This is a genomic window from Haematobacter missouriensis, from assembly GCF_000740775.1.
GTDB classification, from domain to species: domain Bacteria; phylum Pseudomonadota; class Alphaproteobacteria; order Rhodobacterales; family Rhodobacteraceae; genus Haematobacter; species Haematobacter missouriensis.
This window is the reverse complement of record NZ_JFGS01000018.1, coordinates 19,446-36,067: the sequence shown is the minus strand read 5'-3', so window position 1 is coordinate 36,067 and position 16,622 is coordinate 19,446. Positions and strand designations below refer to the sequence as shown.

General features: G+C 66.1%; 15 protein-coding genes. 8 read left to right on the top strand and 7 right to left on the bottom strand.

Annotated features, from left to right (window positions below):
- Nucleotides 1-684 precede the first annotated feature (684 nt).
- The 6 genes from CG51_RS11820 to CG51_RS11795 all read left to right on the top strand — a co-directional run bounded on the left by CG51_RS11820 (nucleotide 685) and on the right by CG51_RS11795 (nucleotide 6,841).
- On the top strand, nucleotides 685-897 hold the full coding sequence (locus CG51_RS11820; RefSeq protein WP_035745278.1) for a TOBE domain-containing protein: 213 nt from the start codon (nucleotides 685-687) through the stop codon (nucleotides 895-897).
- A gap of 133 nt (nucleotides 898-1,030) precedes the next feature.
- The gene (locus CG51_RS11815) at nucleotides 1,031-2,473 is read left to right on the top strand and encodes an NAD-dependent succinate-semialdehyde dehydrogenase (protein ID WP_035745274.1); all 1,443 of its coding nucleotides are present in this window, start codon (nucleotides 1,031-1,033) and stop codon (nucleotides 2,471-2,473) included.
- Between the two features lie 51 nt (nucleotides 2,474-2,524).
- The gene (locus tag CG51_RS11810; RefSeq protein WP_035745271.1) at nucleotides 2,525-3,679 is read left to right on the top strand and encodes an iron-containing alcohol dehydrogenase; all 1,155 of its coding nucleotides are present in this window, start codon (nucleotides 2,525-2,527) and stop codon (nucleotides 3,677-3,679) included.
- Nucleotides 3,679-5,133: a flavin-containing monooxygenase gene (locus CG51_RS11805; RefSeq protein WP_035745269.1), complete on the top strand. Its 1,455-nt coding sequence runs from the start codon at nucleotides 3,679-3,681 to the stop codon at nucleotides 5,131-5,133. Before CG51_RS11810 ends, CG51_RS11805 begins: the two co-directional genes overlap by 1 nt.
- Nucleotides 5,134-5,135: 2 nt before the next feature.
- A complete protein-coding gene (locus CG51_RS11800) occupies nucleotides 5,136-6,083 on the top strand; it encodes an alpha/beta hydrolase (RefSeq protein WP_035745267.1) in 948 nt (315 codons plus the stop codon).
- Complete coding sequence (locus tag CG51_RS11795; RefSeq protein WP_035745266.1) at nucleotides 6,080-6,841, top strand: IclR family transcriptional regulator; 762 nt, start codon at nucleotides 6,080-6,082, stop codon at nucleotides 6,839-6,841. The genes CG51_RS11800 and CG51_RS11795 overlap by 4 nt, the downstream gene beginning before the upstream one ends.
- A gap of 597 nt (nucleotides 6,842-7,438) precedes the next feature.
- Here CG51_RS11795 and CG51_RS11790 read toward each other — a convergent pair.
- Together CG51_RS11790 and CG51_RS11785 are read right to left on the bottom strand one after the other, a co-directional pair.
- Nucleotides 7,439-8,482: a helix-turn-helix domain-containing protein gene (locus CG51_RS11790; RefSeq protein ID WP_035745265.1), complete on the bottom strand. Its 1,044-nt coding sequence runs from the start codon at nucleotides 8,480-8,482 to the stop codon at nucleotides 7,439-7,441.
- 96 nt (nucleotides 8,483-8,578) lie between these two features.
- A complete protein-coding gene (locus CG51_RS11785; protein WP_035745264.1) occupies nucleotides 8,579-9,088 on the bottom strand; it encodes a hypothetical protein in 510 nt (169 codons plus the stop codon).
- Nucleotides 9,089-9,181: 93 nt separating this feature from the next.
- Between CG51_RS11785 and CG51_RS11780 the strand changes: the two genes are divergently transcribed.
- Nucleotides 9,182-10,105, top strand: coding sequence for a LysR family transcriptional regulator (locus CG51_RS11780; RefSeq protein ID WP_051930492.1), 924 nt, complete (start codon nucleotides 9,182-9,184; stop codon nucleotides 10,103-10,105).
- Here CG51_RS11780 and CG51_RS11775 read toward each other — a convergent pair.
- From CG51_RS11775 to CG51_RS11760, 4 genes are all read right to left on the bottom strand, one after another.
- Nucleotides 10,018-10,710: a nucleoside/nucleotide kinase family protein gene (locus CG51_RS11775; protein WP_084695155.1), complete on the bottom strand. Its 693-nt coding sequence runs from the start codon at nucleotides 10,708-10,710 to the stop codon at nucleotides 10,018-10,020. The two genes, CG51_RS11780 and CG51_RS11775, sit on opposite strands and share 88 nt — an antisense overlap.
- Nucleotides 10,707-11,486, bottom strand: coding sequence for an ATP-binding cassette domain-containing protein (locus tag CG51_RS11770; protein ID WP_035745262.1), 780 nt, complete (start codon nucleotides 11,484-11,486; stop codon nucleotides 10,707-10,709). The genes CG51_RS11775 and CG51_RS11770 overlap by 4 nt, the downstream gene beginning before the upstream one ends.
- The gene (locus CG51_RS11765; RefSeq protein WP_035745261.1) at nucleotides 11,483-12,553 is read right to left on the bottom strand and encodes an ABC transporter permease; all 1,071 of its coding nucleotides are present in this window, start codon (nucleotides 12,551-12,553) and stop codon (nucleotides 11,483-11,485) included. Before CG51_RS11765 ends, CG51_RS11770 begins: the two co-directional genes overlap by 4 nt.
- Nucleotides 12,554-12,614: 61 nt before the next feature.
- A complete protein-coding gene (locus tag CG51_RS11760; protein WP_233141283.1) occupies nucleotides 12,615-13,595 on the bottom strand; it encodes a sugar ABC transporter substrate-binding protein in 981 nt (326 codons plus the stop codon).
- Nucleotides 13,596-13,844: 249 nt separating this feature from the next.
- On the opposite strand from CG51_RS11760, the gene CG51_RS11755 reads away from it, so the two are divergent.
- Nucleotides 13,845-15,071, top strand: coding sequence for an ROK family transcriptional regulator (locus tag CG51_RS11755; protein WP_051930490.1), 1,227 nt, complete (start codon nucleotides 13,845-13,847; stop codon nucleotides 15,069-15,071).
- Nucleotides 15,072-15,074: 3 nt separating this feature from the next.
- On the opposite strand, the gene CG51_RS11750 is transcribed toward CG51_RS11755, so the two are convergent.
- On the bottom strand, nucleotides 15,075-16,469 hold the full coding sequence (locus CG51_RS11750; RefSeq protein ID WP_035745259.1) for a nucleobase:cation symporter-2 family protein: 1,395 nt from the start codon (nucleotides 16,467-16,469) through the stop codon (nucleotides 15,075-15,077).
- Between the last annotated feature and the right edge of the window lie 153 nt (nucleotides 16,470-16,622).

Sequence of the window (16,622 nt, the reverse complement as noted above, 5' to 3'; positions counted from 1 at the left end):
CTCCGGTTGGAGATGCCTCCCCATGGTATGATGACGGACCGGATCGATGGCCATGGGGAGCAGGCTTTCGCCCAAACCCTTGCAAGCGGAAGGGCATCGCGGCTTCGGGATGGCGCAGGAACCGCGCATCGGCCGAAATGGCAAGGGTCAGCCGCTCCCTCCCAATGGAACGCCACGAGTCGCGTACATAGCCATCGCGGTTCAGACGATCACCGGAGCAACACGTCCTTGCTACAGGCAGATGCGTTGATGTCGGGAGCTTTCCTCCATCCGCTGTCGGGCGGGAACATGTCCGCCGAAGGATAGCGGCCTGCCCTCCTCCGACGTAGATCGGGCGTGGATCGGGCGGGTCACACCGGCCGCGCGAAGCAGGGTCGGGCCGTGTGGTCTGACCGCGCAACAGGCCGTGGCCAGCACCGCCGCATGACGATGATGTCGATCAGGTCGATGCGGGCGGGAGCCTCCCGCCTATAAGGATACGTTGCGGAAATGTTGCCGCGCGATACCCATGCCTCGCGGCTGGAGACGGCTGAAGGCGTCCGGCCCTTCGAGCCAGCTCGCTTGCCCGCGCCGCTGCACCCCGTTTCCCAAGGTTATTCCCGTCAACGGCCACGGCGTTTCTCTTGACGTCAGGGGGCGCGAAACAGGATCATCGGTTATGGCAGATGCCGAGAGGAGGAACGAATGAAACTCAGTGCGCGCAATGTTCTCAGGGGCAAGGTGGTTGATATTGTCACGGGCACGGTGACCAGCCATGTGCGGATCGACATCGGAGGCGGCACCGTGATCACCGCTTCCATCACCAACGAAGCGGTTGCGGACCTCGGCCTGACGGTGGGGAGCACCGCTGCCGCCGTCGTCAAGGCGTCCGATGTGATGGTCGGGGTTGAAGACTGACCCCTCTCCCAACGGTATGAACTCGGAGCCGGTGTAGATCATCCCCGCGGTTCTCCGGGGGTTGACACATGCTGCCTTCCCCGGCAGATTTCTGAACACAGTTCAATATAATGAACATCCGGGGAAGCACGCCATGAAACTCAACAATTCCGCCCTGCTGAAATCCGCCGCTTATATCGATGGCGCGTGGGTGGAGGGGCGGTCGGGCGAATGGCTCGACGTCACCAACCCGGCGACCGGCGATGTGGTCGGCCGGGTTCCGCGTCTGGGCGAGGCAGAGACGGAGGAGGCCATCGCAGCCGCCGACCGCGCCTTCGGCCCGTGGGCGAAACGCGCCGCCAAGGAGCGCAGCCAGATCCTCCGCAAATGGTTCGACCTCATCATCGCGAATGCGGATGATCTCGCGCTCATCCTGACATCGGAACAGGGCAAGCCGCTGGCGGAGGCCAAGGGCGAAATCGTCTATGCCGCCTCCTTCATCGAGTGGTTCGCGGAGGAGGCCAAGCGCGTCTATGGCGACACGATCCCCGCCCCGCAGGCCGACAAGCGCATCACCGTCATCCGTCAGCCCATCGGCGTTACCGCTGCCATCACGCCGTGGAACTTTCCGGCTGCGATGATCACCCGCAAGGTCGGCCCCGCGCTCGCCGCCGGTTGCACGATGATCGTGCGACCTGCCGACCTCACCCCGCTCACCGCGCTTGCGCTCGCCGTTCTGGCGGAGGAAGCGGGCATCCCGAAGGGCGTGCTTCAGGTCATCACCGGCAAGAGCAGTGTGATCGGCAAGGTGCTCACAGGATCGGAGACGGTGCGGAAGCTGTCCTTCACCGGATCGACCGAAGTGGGGCGCACGCTGATGGCGCAATGTGCGCCGACGATCAAGAAACTGTCGCTGGAGCTTGGCGGCAACGCGCCGCTCATCGTCTTTGACGATGCCGATCTCGATCAGGCGGTGGAGGGGACGATCGCCTCCAAATACCGCAATGCCGGACAGACCTGCGTCTGCGCCAACCGCATCCTCGTCCAGCGCGGCGTGTATGAGGAGTTCACCCGGCGGCTGGTGGCGAAGGTGGAGAAGATGAAGGTCGGCCCCGGCACGGAGGAGGGCGTCGTCCTCGGTCCGCTGATCGAACCCGCCGCCATCGAAAAGGTGGAGGAACATCTCGCCGATGCGCGGGCGAAGGGCGGCAAGGTCGTCACCGGGGGCGAACGTCTGGGCGGGCTGTTCATCTCTCCCGCCGTGGTCACCGGCGTGACGCCGGAGATGGTCGTCGCGCGGGAGGAGACGTTCGGCCCCGTCGCGCCGCTTTTCCCGTTCGACACGGAGGAGGAGGCGATCCGCATGGCCAATGACACGATCTTCGGCCTCGCCTCCTATTTCTTCACGAAGGACTTCGCCCGCTCGATCCGGGTGGCGGAGGCGCTGGACTACGGCATCGTCGGACACAACACCGGCCTCATCTCCAACGAGGTCGCGCCCTTCGGCGGGGTGAAGCAGTCCGGTCTCGGCCGGGAAGGATCGAAGTTCGGCATCGAGGAATATGTCGAGATGAAATACATCTGCTCGGCCGTCTGAGCGCCGGGGAGCGGGCGGGCCGTGGCCCGCCTCAGGATTGCGGAGGGGACAATGACACCATTCACGTTCAACACACCCGGTTCGATGCTGGTCGAATGGGGCGCCGCCGCCCGGCTGGGGGAGATCCTCGCGGGCTGGTTCCCGGCGCGGAGCGCCTTCATCGTGACCGACAAGGGTCTCAATCAGGCGGGCGTGCTTGCCCCCGCGCTCGCCTCGCTTGAGGCTGCGGGCTTCACCGTCACCGTCTTTGACGACGTGGTGGCCGATCCGCCGGAGTCGGTGCTGCTGACCTGCGTGGAAAAGGCCCGCGCGGCGGGAAGCGACGTGGTGATCGGTCTGGGCGGCGGCTCGTCCATGGATATCGCCAAGCTTGCCGCCGTGCTCGTCATGTCCGACCAGCCGCTGAAGGAACTTTACGGCATCGGCAAGGTGACAGGCGGGCGTCTGCCGCTCGTCCAGATCCCGACGACCGCCGGTACCGGCTCGGAGGTGACGAACATCACCATCCTGACCACCGGTGAAACGACGAAGATGGGCGTCGTGGCCGATCAGCTCTACGCCGACAAGGTGATCCTCGACGCGGAACTGACCGTCGGTCTGCCGCCGCTCCACACCGCGGCGACCGGGATCGACGCGATGGTCCACGCGATTGAAGCCTATACCAGCCGCCACAAGAAGAATCCCGTATCGGACGTGCTGGCGCGGGCAGCGCTGAAGCTGCTGTCGGACAACCTCGTCGCCGCCTGTCAGGACGGCACCAACCGTGAGGCGCGGGAGGCGATGCTGCTCGGCGCGAACCTTGCCGGGCAGGCATTCGCCAATGCGCCCGTAGCTGCGGTCCATGCGCTGGCCTATCCGCTGGGCGGGCATTACCACATTCCCCACGGGCTTTCGAACGCGCTGATGCTGGGGCCGGTGCTGCGCTTCAACGCCACCGCAGCCGCGCCGCTCTATGCGGAACTCGCCGATGCGCTGCTGCCCCCTTCTGAGGAGGGGACACAGGCCCGCGCCACGGCTTTCGTCGATCACATGTTGACGCTGATGGACCGCTCCGGCGCGCCCCGGCAACTGCGCGCCGTGAAGGTGACGGAGGAAAGCCTGCCCATGCTCGCCTCCGACGCGATGTTGCAGCAGCGCCTGCTCATCAATAATCCGGTGGAGGTGACTGAGGCCGATGCGCTCCGCCTGTATCAGGAGGCGTTCTGATGCCGGGGGCCACGCATGTCCGCACCCTGATCCTCGGCGCGGGCTTCGGCGGGCTCGGCATGGGCGCGCAGCTGGTCCGCGCGGGAGATGAGGATTTCGTCATCCTCGAACGCGCGGGGGACATCGGCGGCGTATGGCGCGAAAATGCCTATCCGGGTGCCGCCTGCGATACGGAGGCCCATCTCTACTGCTACTCCTTCTTTCCGCATCTCCGCGTGAGCCGGATGTATGCCGGACGGGAGGAGCTGCTGGGCTACATGGGGCGGCTGGCGGAGGAATACGGCCTGCGCGACCATATCCGCTTCGACAGCGAGATCCTCAGTGCCGAATGGGATGGCGCGGCGCGGCTATGGCGCTTTGCCGTGCGGGGCGGCGCGCGCTACACGGCGCAAGTATTCGTCACCGCCTGGGGCCAGCTCAACAAACCCGCGATTCCAGCGTTCGAGGGGCTGGAGAGCTTTCGGGGCGAGATGTTCCATTCCGCGGAGTGGGACGGGAGCGTGCCGCTCGCGGGCAAGCGCGTGGCCTCCGTCGGCAATGCCGCCTCGGCTGTGCAATACGTGCCGGAGATCGCGCCGGAAGTCGGCCATCTGACGGTTTTCCAACGCACTGCCAACTGGATCATGCCACGCAACCAGATTGTGTTCGACCCCGCGCAGCTTGACGCCTACGAGGCCGATCCGGCGCTGTTCGACGCCTCGCGCGCGCATCTCCATGCCTTCCGCGAGAACGGCTTCTCGCGTACGCAGGTGGGATCGGAAGCGCAGGCGGAGGGCATCCGCCTCGCGCAGGAGCATCTGGAGAAGCAGGTGCCGGACCCGGATCTGCGCGCGAAACTGACGCCGGATTACGAGTTCGGCTGCAAGCGGATCCTGCGGTCGGACGACTTCTTCCCCGCGCTCTGCCGGGAGAACGTGGCGCTGGAAACCCGCCGTATCGCCCGCTTCACCGAAGACGGCATCGAGACGGCGGACGGGACGGTTCTTCCTTTCGACGTGGTCATCTTCGGCACGGGTTTCGCCAGTCAGGCGTTTCATGGTGACCTGATCGTCACGGGGGAGGATGGCGCAAGCCTGTCCGACGTCTGGGCGGACGGGGCGGAGGCCTATCTCGGCATGACGGTGCCGGGTTTTCCGAACATGTTCATGATCTATGGGCCGAACACCAACCTGAACCACAATTCGATCATCACCATGCTGGAAATCCAGCAGGATTACGTGCTCCGCGCCATCAGGGAGACGGAGGCCCGCGGGGCCGCGGCTGCCGTCCATGCGGAGGTGTTCGACAGGTTCAACGAAAGGATGCAGGCCGATATGGCAAGCTCGGCCTTCTCCTCCGGCTGTTCGAGCTGGTACAAGAACGCTGCCGGAAAGGTCATCAACAACTGGTCCGGCACGGTGGACCAATATCGTCGCGCCGCGGAGTGGAACGCGGAGGACTACGCGTGGAGATGACGATGGATGCCTCCGAAGCGCTGCTGCCGCTGGCCGATGTGGCGGAGGATCAGCGCCCTCTGATCCGGGCCTTCCGCGAGGCGGGGGAGATTTCCTTCCAGACCGTCCCGCTGGCGGAAGCGCGCGCGAATTACGACCTGACCAGCGCGGCGAACGGCCTGCAGACGGAGCCGCTGGCAACGGTGCGCGACCATACCATCGAAGTGCCGGGCGGGCGCATCGCGATCCGCGAGTATCGCCCTTCGGCCGACCGCTTGCCCGCCACGCTGTTCCTTCACGGCGGCGGCTGGGTCATCGGCGGGCTGGCCTCTCACGATCCGCTCTGCCGGTTTCTGGCGCAAGTGTCCGGGGCGGCCGTGTTCGCCGTCGATTACCGCCTTGCGCCCGAACACCCTTTTCCCAGGCCGCTTGAGGATGCGGAGGCCGGCCTCCGCTGGCTCCGCGATCAGGCGGAGACACTGAATATCGACGCGGGGCGCATCGCGCTCGCGGGGGACAGCGCGGGCGGCAACCTTGCCGCGGTGCTGGCGAATACCTCCGCGACGGAGCCTGCCGCGGTCGTGCTGCTGTACCCCGTGACGGACCTGCGCGGCGCCACCTGGGGAAGCCTGACGCGCGGGGTGCCGCTCTCCGTCCGGTCGATGGAATGGTTCCGCGGCCACTACGTCGGAGAGGCGGATCTGTCCGACCCCCGCCTGTCGCCACTGCTGGCGGCCGATCCCTCCCGCGCGCCGCATTTCATCGTGACCTGCGGACATGATCCGCTGGCGGAGGAGGGCGTGGCCTATGCCGGACGGCTGGCGCTCAACGGCGCGGAGGTGGAACATCACCACCTGCCCCGTCATGCGCACGGCCTGTTCACCGCCGCCGGCAAGGTTACGACCGGGCGGCGGCTGGTGGAGGCGGCGGGCGTTTTCCTTGCCGACCGGCTTGGCGGACGGACGGGATGACGGCAGCGGAACCGCGGCTCGTCCCTGCGGTGGAGCGGGCGCGGGCCATTCTGGACTATATCTCCGAAGCCCACGAACCGCCCGCGCAGGCGGAAATCGGCCGCGCCCTCGCCCTGCCGAAAAGCTCCCTTCACGGCCTGCTCGTCACGCTCACGGCGCTCGGTCTGCTCAACGAGGAGCGGGGGCGCTACACGGTCGGGGCGCATGTGCTGAAATGGGCGGGTGCGGCGCTGGATCAGAGCGACATGGCGCAGGAGTTCAACCGGCTGATCGGCGCGATTCCCACCCTTGAGCGGCATACGATCACCTTGAGCAGCCTGATCGGGGCGGAGGTGGTCTATACCTCCTGCCGGAACTCCACCGCGCCGCTCGGCGTCACCTTCCGCATGGGTATGCGGCTGCCTGCGGTCTTTACCGCCACCGGCAAGGCGATGCTGGCATATCTTCCACCCGAGAACCGCGCCACGCTGACCGCTGAATTTCCTCCTCCCCTCACGCCGGCCAGTGTGCGGGATCGCGCCGGGCTGGAGGCGGAGATCACCCGCGTGCGGCAGGACGGCTTTTCCGTGGACAACGGTCAGGTGCGTGCCGGCATGACTTGCATCGGCGCCGCTGTGCTGAACCGCGCGGGCCTGCCAGTTGCCGGTGTGGCCCTGTCGATGACCACGGAGGAGGCCAGCCCCTCCGCAATCGCGGAGGCCGGGGAAGCGATCGCTGATCTTGCGACGCGCCTTTCGCGCTTCACAGCACTGGCCTAACAGGCTCCCGGAAACGGCCACTGGGCGCCGGCTGAAAGGCCATCCGGGGTTGCGCCAAGACGGAGTTCTTCCCTCGGCATCGGAGAACATCCGCAAGCGCGCAAGTTTTGGCTCGTGGCCGGACCGATTTCCCGTCTTTCAACGTAAGCCCGGCTGTCGGGCCTGCATTGGAGAGAAATCGACCCTACCTGAGACGATGCACCCGTGGATCGACCTGTCGCGGGTCATTCCGTGGCCCACGTGCCAAGCCCCACAGCATCGGCACGACGTTCGGAGCTTTCACAGGATGCTGAAAAAACCCGAAATATCATGTCTATGTGCCGGAAATCGGAAAATCGGCCCGGAGATGCCCGAAGCATATAGATTTTCGGCTGGGTCTCGTCAGAGTGCGAACGATTTCCGCGCAACACAGGGCAAAAAGCCCAGCAGCTTGTTCAGAATTCTGCTGGGAAGCGGCTCCCCCCCCTTGCCCGCACAGCCTGATTTCAGTGCGGCATTGCGGTGTCTACAGTCCGGGGCTTACTGCGTCTGGTGGATATGACGGCAACCCGGTAAGGAAGCGGTGCAGGCTCTCCCGGCCCGAACGGCCATGCAGGGTCATCCCTGATCCGCAAGCGCCCAGACACGGAAACGGGCATGCCCCGTCACCTCGCGCACAAGTCCCCGCTGTGCGAAGATGTCGATGTTGCGTTGCGCCGCTGCGCGGGAGGACCCCGTTTCCCGCTCCGCCAAGGGGACGGAAACCATGGGATGGCGCAGAAAAGTGTCGAGCAGACGCGGGGGAGTGCGACCCGACAGATCGTGGATCACTCCGATGGCCCGCTCCTTCCAGGCGATCAGCCGGTCAAGCGTGAGAAGCCCTACAAGCACCGACTGATGCGCGGCCTCCACCCAGCGGGCGAGCCTCCGCTCCACCGAGCCGTTTGCCACCAGTGCCGACGGGCCCGCCAGGGCGAGCGGCAGGAAGGCCAGCGAGGTGCCCTGGCCCTCCGCCGCGATCCGGGCACCGATCACCGCCGCCTCCGCACGCCGCAGCGGCCACGGGCGTTCGTCCAGCCCCTGCCACAGATGATAGGCCGCACATCCCCTGACCACCGGATGGAGGGCGGCGATGCCCGCAAGCTCCGCCTCCACCTCCTCCGGCAGCGTATCGAGGCGCGGGTCCGGGCCGAGATGCTCCGTCAACCCCCGCGCGGGTGGGGCTGAGAGACGCCGCGCCGCCCATGCGGTGCGGGCCAGAGCCTCTGCCGTATCGCCCGGCGCACCGATGCGGAACGCGCGCCAAAGCGCCAGCCGGTCCGCCCCCACCCTGTCGCCGGTGCCCCAGCCGAGCGCCAGCGCCTCCGCAGCAGCAAGCCGTTCCCGCGCACCGTCCCCCATGTGGCGTGCGCGTTCGTCCAGCCGCCCCCGGTCATAGGCCAGTGTCGCGAGGTCGTAGGAAAGCGCAGCCTGCGCAGCCTCCCACAGAGCAGGCTCCACCGCGCTCCGTGCCGGTCTGCGCTGCCACGGGGGGAGAGCGGGATCCTCCTCCTCCGGGTCGGGGGGGAGAAACCACAGATCATCCTCCCGCGGCGGCCCGTCATAAGGGCCGGCGGGGGGATCCTCCTCCTCATCAGGCGTGTATCGGCGGTTGGCACTCATGGTGCCACTCTTGGCCGTTTTGGCGTCGGGCTCAAGGAGAACCGACGGGACCGGCTGCGGACAGGACGGGGAAAGGCCAGTGTATCAGCCGGTATGTCAGCCCGCGAGCGGCAGGAACCGGTGAACCCTTCTCTCTCCCGGCAGTGCGAAATCATGCTCCGCGATGACCGGCAGCGACAGCCCGCGACCGGCCAGCGCCTGCCGCGCCCGAACCAGCGTGGCCTGCTCCCGCGCGGGCAGGATCAGGGCATCCAGACCGGCAAGCAGCGTCGAGGGCAGTGCCGCGGCAGGAGGCTCCACCGCACGCGGGGCGGCGGGCAACAGACCCATCAGCGGGATGCCCGCCTCCCGCAGCGGAGCGACCTCTGTCGGCGCGGCGTCGGCCCGCACGGCGGCAAAGACGGGAATATCCCAGAGCGTCTGAATGGCGCGCAGGGTATCCAATGTCTGGGCCGTATCGGCAGCGGCGACGGCGATGAATTCCGGCTCCTCCGCCAGAATCCCCCTGATCGCCCGCCAGAGGCGGTAGCTGCGCCCCAGATCCGCGACCGGCATCACGCGATAGGACACCCTCGTTCCGGCGGTGAGGCTCATATCCAGCGGCATGGCGGGTCTCCTTTTCTGCCTATCCCTCCATAGCCGGGTGGAAACATGAGCGGAAATGGTATAATTTCACGCATTCATGAACGGAGATCATGTATGCTCGACCGCCAACACCTGATGATCCTGCGCGAGGTCGATCGTCTCGGTAGCCTCACGGCAGCGGCGGATCGGCTGAATGTCACCCAGTCCGCGCTTTCCCATGCCATTCGGAGGTTCGAGGAACGCTATGGTGTCGCGGTGTGGCTGCGCGAGGGGCGGACCCTGCGGCTGACGCAGGCGGGGGAATATCTGCTGGCCCTGGCGCAGCGGGTGCTGCCACAGCTCGACCATGCCGAAGCGGTGCTCGCCGACTACGCCTCGGGCCAGCGCGGCGCGCTCCGCGTGGGGATGGAGTGCCATCCCTGTCAGCAATGGCTCATGCGGGTGGTCTCACCGTATCTGGCGGCATGGCCGGATGTGGATCTGGAGATCCGCACCGCGTTCCGCTTCGGCGGTCTGGGCGCCCTCTTGGGTCATGAGATCGACCTCATCATCACCCCCGATCCCATGGAGCGGCCGGAGATCGCCTATGCGCCGGTCTTTGATTACGAGCTGGTGCTGGCGGTGCCCGTGGATCACCCCATCGGCGCCGTTGCCGTGCCCAGCGATTTGGCGGGCGAGATGCTCATCACCTATCCCGTGCCGCCCGAGCGGCTTGACGTGTTCACCCGGTTTCTCGCCCCCGCCCATGTCAGCCCCGCCCGTCACCGAACGGTAGAGACGACGGACATGATGCTGCAACTCGTCGCCGCAGGCCGGGGAGTGAGCGCGGTCCCGGACTGGCTGCTGAGGGAGGAGGGTCGCGGCCTGCCGATCCGCGCGGCGCGGATCGGGGCGCAGGGATTGCCCAAGTCCATCCATCTGGGCATGCGCGTGGGAGAGGAGGCAACCGACTACATCGCCGGTTTCGTCAATATCGCACGCGCCACGTCCTTGAGCGCTCCAGCGGGGTCCGAAGGTCTGTCTCCCGACTCGACCTGATCCGAAAACCGCACCTCGGCAGGGATCGAGCGGCCAAGCACCAGCCGCGCATTGGTCATGTCGTTGCCAAGCGCTCTGCCCCGCGCCGCCTGTTCGGACAGGCCGTGTTCCAACCAGCGGCGGATCAACCTTCGCTCCAGCTCCTGCTCCGGCACGTCGAGAAACACTGTCAGGTCGAGAAGCGGCGCGACGCCGCCCCAGGCGCCATCGGGAAGAAGCAGGTAATTGCCCTCCACCACCAGCAGCCGGTGTCGTCTGTCCACGATATCGGCACCGGCACGGGCAAGGTCGGCGGCACGATCAAACACGGGGATGGCCGCCTCCTCGCCCGCACGAAGCCGCGTCAGAAGCGCCACGAAACCGCCCGCGTCGAAGGTCTCCGGCGCGCCCTTGCGATGCATCAGGCCCCGGTCCGCCAGCACGGCATTGTCGTAATGAAACCCGTCCATCGGGATGAGCCGTGCCTCCGGCCCCAATTCGGCGACCAGCCGGGCGGCGAGGGTGGATTTCCCCGCGCCCGGTGGTCCGGCGATCCCCGTAAGGAAGCGCGCGCCGTCGGTCGCGCGCTCGCGGATCAGCGCGGCGAGATCCGCGATCTCTCTCATGCCGCCTGCGCCGCTCCCTCGGGCATCTTGGCGCCGGTCATGAAGGCCACGGCATCCGACATGGAATGATCGCCCGGTCGGATCACGCAGAGCCTGCGCCCCAGACGGTGGATATGGATGCGGTCCGCCACCTCGAACACATGCGGCATGTTGTGGCTGATGAGGATCACCGGAAGACCCCGCGCCCGCACGTCGCTGATGAGATCGAGCACGCGGCGGCTCTCCTTCACGCCAAGCGCCGCCGTCGGCTCGTCGAGGATCACCACCTTTGAGCCGAAGGCCGCTGCCCGCGCCACTGCCACGCCCTGCCGTTGCCCGCCAGAAAGGGTCTCCACCGGCTGCGTGATGTTCTGAATGGTCATGAGGCCCAGCTCGCTCAGCTTCTCACGGGCGAAGGCTTCCATCCGGGGGCGGTCCAGCTGCCGGAACAGCTTGCCGGCAAGACCGGGTTTCCGCCACTCCCGTCCCATGAACATATTGTCTGCGATGGAAAGCGCGGGGCTCATGGCGAGGGTCTGATAGACCGTCTCAATCCCAGCCGCCCGGGCTTCGATCGGAGAGCGGAAGGAGACGGCGCGGCCCTCCAGCGTGATCTCTCCCTCCTCGGGGCGGATCGCGCCGGAGAGCGCCTTGATGAGGGAGGATTTCCCAGCCCCGTTGTCCCCGATCACCGCAAGGATCTCCCCCGGCATCAGGTCGAAGTCGCAATTGTCGAGCGCCGTGACACGACCGTAGCGTTTCACCAGCCCACGCGCCTTGAGTAGAGGTTCGGTCATACGGAAACCTTTCTGATCCACTGGTCCACCGCCACGGCGCAGATGATGAGCACGCCGATCAGGAAGAAGGTCCATTGCGGGTCGGTGCCGACAAGGCGCAGGCCCATCTCGAAGACGCCGACGATCATCGCTCCGAAGAACATGCCGATGATGGAGCCGCGCCCGCCGAAGAGCGAAATGCCCCCGATGACCACGGCCGTGATCGACTGGATATTGCCAAGCTGCCCCGTGGACGCGGTGGGAGAGACGGAACCGAAGCGCCCGATCATCACCCAGCCCGCCACCGCGCAGAAGAAGCCGGCCAGCGCATAGACCTGCATCAGCCGCCGCTTCGTGGGTACGCCCGCCAGCTCCGCCGCCACAGGGTCGTCACCCGTCGCATAGACATGCCGCCCCCAGGCCGTGTGACGGAGCACCCAGGCCATCACCGCAACCAAAGCCACCATGAGGAATACCGCGTAGAGCACCTTGACGCCCCCCGGCTGGATCGAATTTCCCCAGAACTGGAGCATTGGCGCCTGTTCAGCGATCTCGGAGGATCGGATCGTCTCGTTCTTGGAGAAGATGAAGTTGGAGGCCAGCAGGATCTGCCATGTGCCCAATGTCGCGATGAAGGGCGGCAGGCGCAGCCGTGCCACCAGCCAGCCGTTCAGCAGACCCATCGCCGTGCCGAGCATGAGACCAAGCGCAATAGCCGCGGGTGCGGGTATGCCGTAGCGAAAGGTGAACTGCCCCATCAGCACGGAGGAGAACACCGCGATCGCACCGACCGAAAGGTCGATCCCCGCCGTCAGCACGATCAGCGCCTGTGCGATGCCCAGAATCCCCACGATGGAAATCTGCTGCAGGATGGTGGACAGCGTTGTCGCTGTGAGGAAATTCGGCGAGAGCAGACCAAAGACGATGATGGAGGCGACCAGAACGATCAGCGGCACTGCCGATGGCGTATGGTGCAACCATTGCTGAAGTTTTTTCAGCGGCGTCCGGTCGTCATGGAATTCGGCGACACTGACGGAGGCGCCCTTCAGACCCTCCTCGAAGCCACCGGCGATCTTGGCATGCGCCATTGGGTTTCTCCCTCAAACATGGGGGCGGAGGGCGGCCATGGCCGCCCACTCCTTCTTGCGCCTAGCCCCAGCAGAGGCTGGCGGCCTTGGTGCTGTCTATCGAGTCGAGACCGGAAACCGGGTGGTCGGTGACCAGAGCCACGCCGGTGTCGAAGAATTCCTTGCCGGGCGTGGGCGCGGGCTTCGTGCCGTCGGCGGCGAATTTCGCGATCGCCTCCACACCAAGCGCGGCCATCATCAGCGGATATTGCTGCGATGTCGCGCCGATCACCCCGGCCTTGACGTTGGCGACCCCCGGACAGCCACCGTCCACGGAGACGATGATCACATCCTTGTCCCGGCCTGCGGCCTTCAGCGCCTCATAGGCGCCGGCAGCGGCGGGTTCATTGATCGCATAGACCATGTTGATCTGCGGATCCTTGGTCAGCAGGGCCTCCATCGCGTTCAGACCGCCTTCTTCGTTGCCGCTCGTCACCTCGTTGCCGACGATGCGGGGATCGGTCTCATCCCCCCAGCGGTTCGGATCCGCGAGGTCGATGCCGAAGCCAGACAGGAACCCCTGATCGCGCAGCACGTCCACCGACGGCTGGGAGATGCCGAGGTCGAGCATCGCGATCTTCGCCGTGGCGGCCTTGTCGCCCATCGTGGCTTTTGCCCATTGGCCGATCAGCTCACCCGCCTTGAAGTTGTCGGTCGCGAACGTCGCATCCGCCCCTTCCGGCGGGTCCAGCGGGGTATCGAGCGCGATCACGAGGATCCCCGCCTGCCGGGCCTGGTCGAGCACATCCACGATGGCCTTGGTGTCCGAGGCGGTGATCATGATCCCCTTGGCGCCGCCCGCGATACAGGCCTCCACCGCGGCGACCTGACCTTCGTGATCCCCGTCGATCTTGCCGGCATAGGTCTTGAGGTTGACGCCCAGCTCCTTTGCCTTGGCAACGGCCCCGTCCTTCATCTTCACGAAAAACGGGTTGGTGTCCGTCTTGGTGACAAGACAGGCGGTCGGCGGATCTGCCGCCAGCGCCGGCGTGGCCGCGATCATTATGGCCGATGCTGCCCAAAGAGCGCGCCGTACCGTCGTCTTGCGTCGTGCAATTGTGCCGTTCATGGGTTCCTCCCGCATTCCCGCGTCCTGCCGCGAGCCCCCTCCGGTTCAGGGAGAAAAATCCGAATCGCCCCCTTGCGTCAAGATAAATAAATCACTCTGATTTAATATTGCCTCCCACCCTCTTCGGTGGCAGATTGTGTCCACCGGATCAGGGCGCTCCATCCGGCCAAGCGGGAGGACAGGGTGGCAAAGGCGGAGATCTTGCCTGAAAGGGCACCCCCCGAAGGGGTCGGGCTGCGCGGCTCCAACCAATCCGCGATGCGGGCACATAATGAACGGCTGGTGCTGTCGCTGCTGCGCCGTAACAGCGGCGCCGCGAAATCAGATATCGCGCGGGCGACCGGTCTGTCGGCGCAGACCGTCTCTGTCATCATGCGCGCACTGGAGGAAGAAGGTCTGATCCAGCGCGGCACGCCGCAGCGCGGGCGCATCGGCCAACCCTCCGTGCCCATGTTGCTGGCGGCGGATGGGGCGTTCTTCCTCGGGCTGAAGATCGGGCGACGTTCGGCGGACCTGCTGCTCACCGATTTCCTCGGCCGCATTCGGGGCAAGCGGCGGCAGGTCTATGCCTACCCCACCCCCGCCGCGGTTCTTGCCTTTGTGGAACGGGAGCAGGAGGGGTTGTTGGCGGAGCTTCCCGCACCGCTTCGCAGCCGCGTCGGCGGCCTTGGGCTGGCCATGCCCTTTCAGCTCTGGGAATGGAGCCGCCACATCGACGCGCCGCCGGAGATGATGGAGCCATGGCGAAACACTGACATGCAGGCGGCACTGGCCGCTCTCACCGGCCTGCCGGTGCATCTCCAGAACGACGCGACTGCCGCCTGTGGGGCAGAACTCGTGTTCGGGACGGGAGAGAAGCCTCGCGACTTTCTCTACTTCTACTTCGGTTACTTCATCGGCGGCGGACTGGTCCTGAACGGACGTCTTTTCACCGGGCGGGGCGGCAATGCGGCCGGGGTGGCGACCATGCCGGTTCCCGGACCGGACGGGCGGATGGTGCGGCTGCTGGAAGTCGCCTCCACCTCCAGCCTCGCCCGAGCGATGGAGGCGGCGGGCCAGTCGTCGGATCAGCTCTGGACAAGCCCCGACCACTGGGACGTGGATCCGGCGGTTCTTTCGCGCTGGATCGGCGGTGCGGCTGCGGGACTGGCTTCTGCCACCCTCTCCGCCTGCGCCCTGCTGGAGCTGGAGGCAGTGCTGGTGGATGGCTGGATGCCCGCGCGGATACGTACGGAGGTGGTGGCGCGTACGGAGGCTGCGCTCCGCGGCATGGACCTTTCCGGGATCACGCCACCGCAGGTACATGAGGGCACGGTCGGCCCGGACGCGCGGGCCTTGGGTGCCGCCGCCGCGCCCCTGGCGCAGCGGTATCTCGTCGATCCGGCGGCGACGCTGGGTGACGCGGCCTAGACGTCAGCAGTGCTCCGCGCTGGCAGCGGCGCCCGCCGTCTCCCGCTCGACCGAGGTTTCGGACCGCATCCCGTTGAAGAACAGGTTCAGCACGACGGAGATGATCGCCGCAAGCAGGATGCCGGATTCCAGCAGCGGATGCAGATCGTGCGGAAGCGACTGGAAAAATCCCGGTGCGACGATGGGGATCATCCCGAAGCCCACCGAAACGGCGACGATGAAAAGGTCGTTCGGGCGCGTGCGGAAATCCACGGTGGACAGGATGCGCACCCCGGTTACCGCCACCATGCCAAACATCACGATCCCTGCGCCGCCCAGCACCACCTGCGGCACCGATTCCACCAGCGCCGCCATCTTGGGCAGCAGCCCCAGACAGATCATGATGGCACCGCCCGCCACCGTCACCCAGCGGGAGCGGATGCCGGTCACCCCGACAAGCCCCACGTTCTGCGAAAACGACGTGTAGGGGAAGGTGTTGAACACGCCGCCGATCAGCGTGCCCAGTCCATCTGCCCGCAGCCCCCGTGTCAGCGCGCTCTTGCTCACTCTCCGCTCCGTCATCTCGCCAAGCGCGAGGAACATGCCGAGCGATTCGATCAACGTCACGATCATGACGATGCACATCGTCAGGATGGGGATGAGGTGAAAGGTCGGCATCCCGAAGTGGAAGGGCAGCACGATATCCACCCAATGCGCCTGGGCCACCTTGTCGAAATGCATCAGGCCAAGTACCGAGGCCATCACGCAGCCGGCCACGATGCCCAGCAGAACCGCGATGTTGCGCAGGAAGCCCGTCGTCCAGCGCAGCAGCGCCAGAATGACCAGCAGGACGAACCCCGCGATCATCAGCCCCTGCGGCTGCGCATAGGCGGGGTTGGGAAACTGACCCGGCACGCCGTCGACGACCCTGGTCAGCGTCGGCACCCCGCCGCCCGCCCAGTTGATCCCAACCCGCATGAGCGAGATGCCGATGACAAGGATGATCGTCCCCGTCACCACCGGTGGAAACAGCGGCAGCAGCCGCGAGATGAACGGCGCGATGGCGATGCCGAACAACCCCGCCGCTATGACCGAACCGAAGATTCCCGTTAGCCCGACATCGGTCGTGCCCGCGATGGACAGGATCGGCCCGACGGAAGCAAAGGTCACGCCCATCATCACCGGCATCTTGATGCCGAAACCGGGGATCCCCCAGGACTGGATGATCGTGGCGATGCCACAGGCGAACAGGTCGGCGCTGATAAGGAAGGCGACCTCCTGCGGCGACAGGTTCAGCGCGCGCCCGACGATCAGCGGTACGGCGACGGCGCCTGCATACATCACAAGCACATGCTGCAAGGCGAGCGGCATGAGCTGCCTGCTTGGCGGACATGCGTCGATGGGATCGATCTTGTTCATCGTTTCTGGAACTCCCCCTGTTCCCGGTCGGACGCCGGGCGTCCTGCGATTATGACGGTTGCGGGGACAGGGGATATGTATTTATTTCACGAAGGTGCTTCTTGGCGACGCGAAATTTCGACAGGCCAGACATAGGCACGTGGTTTGCCGTAC

Coding starts and splice junctions, on each gene's coding strand:
- CG51_RS11820 (WP_035745278.1), top strand. CDS start 685: ATGAAACTCAGTGCGCGCAATGTTCTCAGGGGCAAGGTGGTTGATATT.
- CG51_RS11815 (WP_035745274.1), top strand. CDS start 1,031: ATGAAACTCAACAATTCCGCCCTGCTGAAATCCGCCGCTTATATCGAT.
- CG51_RS11810 (WP_035745271.1), top strand. CDS start 2,525: ATGACACCATTCACGTTCAACACACCCGGTTCGATGCTGGTCGAATGG.
- CG51_RS11805 (WP_035745269.1), top strand. CDS start 3,679: ATGCCGGGGGCCACGCATGTCCGCACCCTGATCCTCGGCGCGGGCTTC.
- CG51_RS11800 (WP_035745267.1), top strand. CDS start 5,136: ATGGATGCCTCCGAAGCGCTGCTGCCGCTGGCCGATGTGGCGGAGGAT.
- CG51_RS11795 (WP_035745266.1), top strand. CDS start 6,080: ATGACGGCAGCGGAACCGCGGCTCGTCCCTGCGGTGGAGCGGGCGCGG.
- CG51_RS11790 (WP_035745265.1), bottom strand. CDS start 8,482: ATGAGTGCCAACCGCCGATACACGCCTGATGAGGAGGAGGATCCCCCC.
- CG51_RS11785 (WP_035745264.1), bottom strand. CDS start 9,088: ATGCCGCTGGATATGAGCCTCACCGCCGGAACGAGGGTGTCCTATCGC.
- CG51_RS11780 (WP_051930492.1), top strand. CDS start 9,182: ATGCTCGACCGCCAACACCTGATGATCCTGCGCGAGGTCGATCGTCTC.
- CG51_RS11775 (WP_084695155.1), bottom strand. CDS start 10,710: ATGAGAGAGATCGCGGATCTCGCCGCGCTGATCCGCGAGCGCGCGACC.
- CG51_RS11770 (WP_035745262.1), bottom strand. CDS start 11,486: ATGACCGAACCTCTACTCAAGGCGCGTGGGCTGGTGAAACGCTACGGT.
- CG51_RS11765 (WP_035745261.1), bottom strand. CDS start 12,553: ATGGCGCATGCCAAGATCGCCGGTGGCTTCGAGGAGGGTCTGAAGGGC.
- CG51_RS11760 (WP_233141283.1), bottom strand. CDS start 13,595: ATGATCGCGGCCACGCCGGCGCTGGCGGCAGATCCGCCGACCGCCTGT.
- CG51_RS11750 (WP_035745259.1), bottom strand. CDS start 16,469: ATGAACAAGATCGATCCCATCGACGCATGTCCGCCAAGCAGGCAGCTC.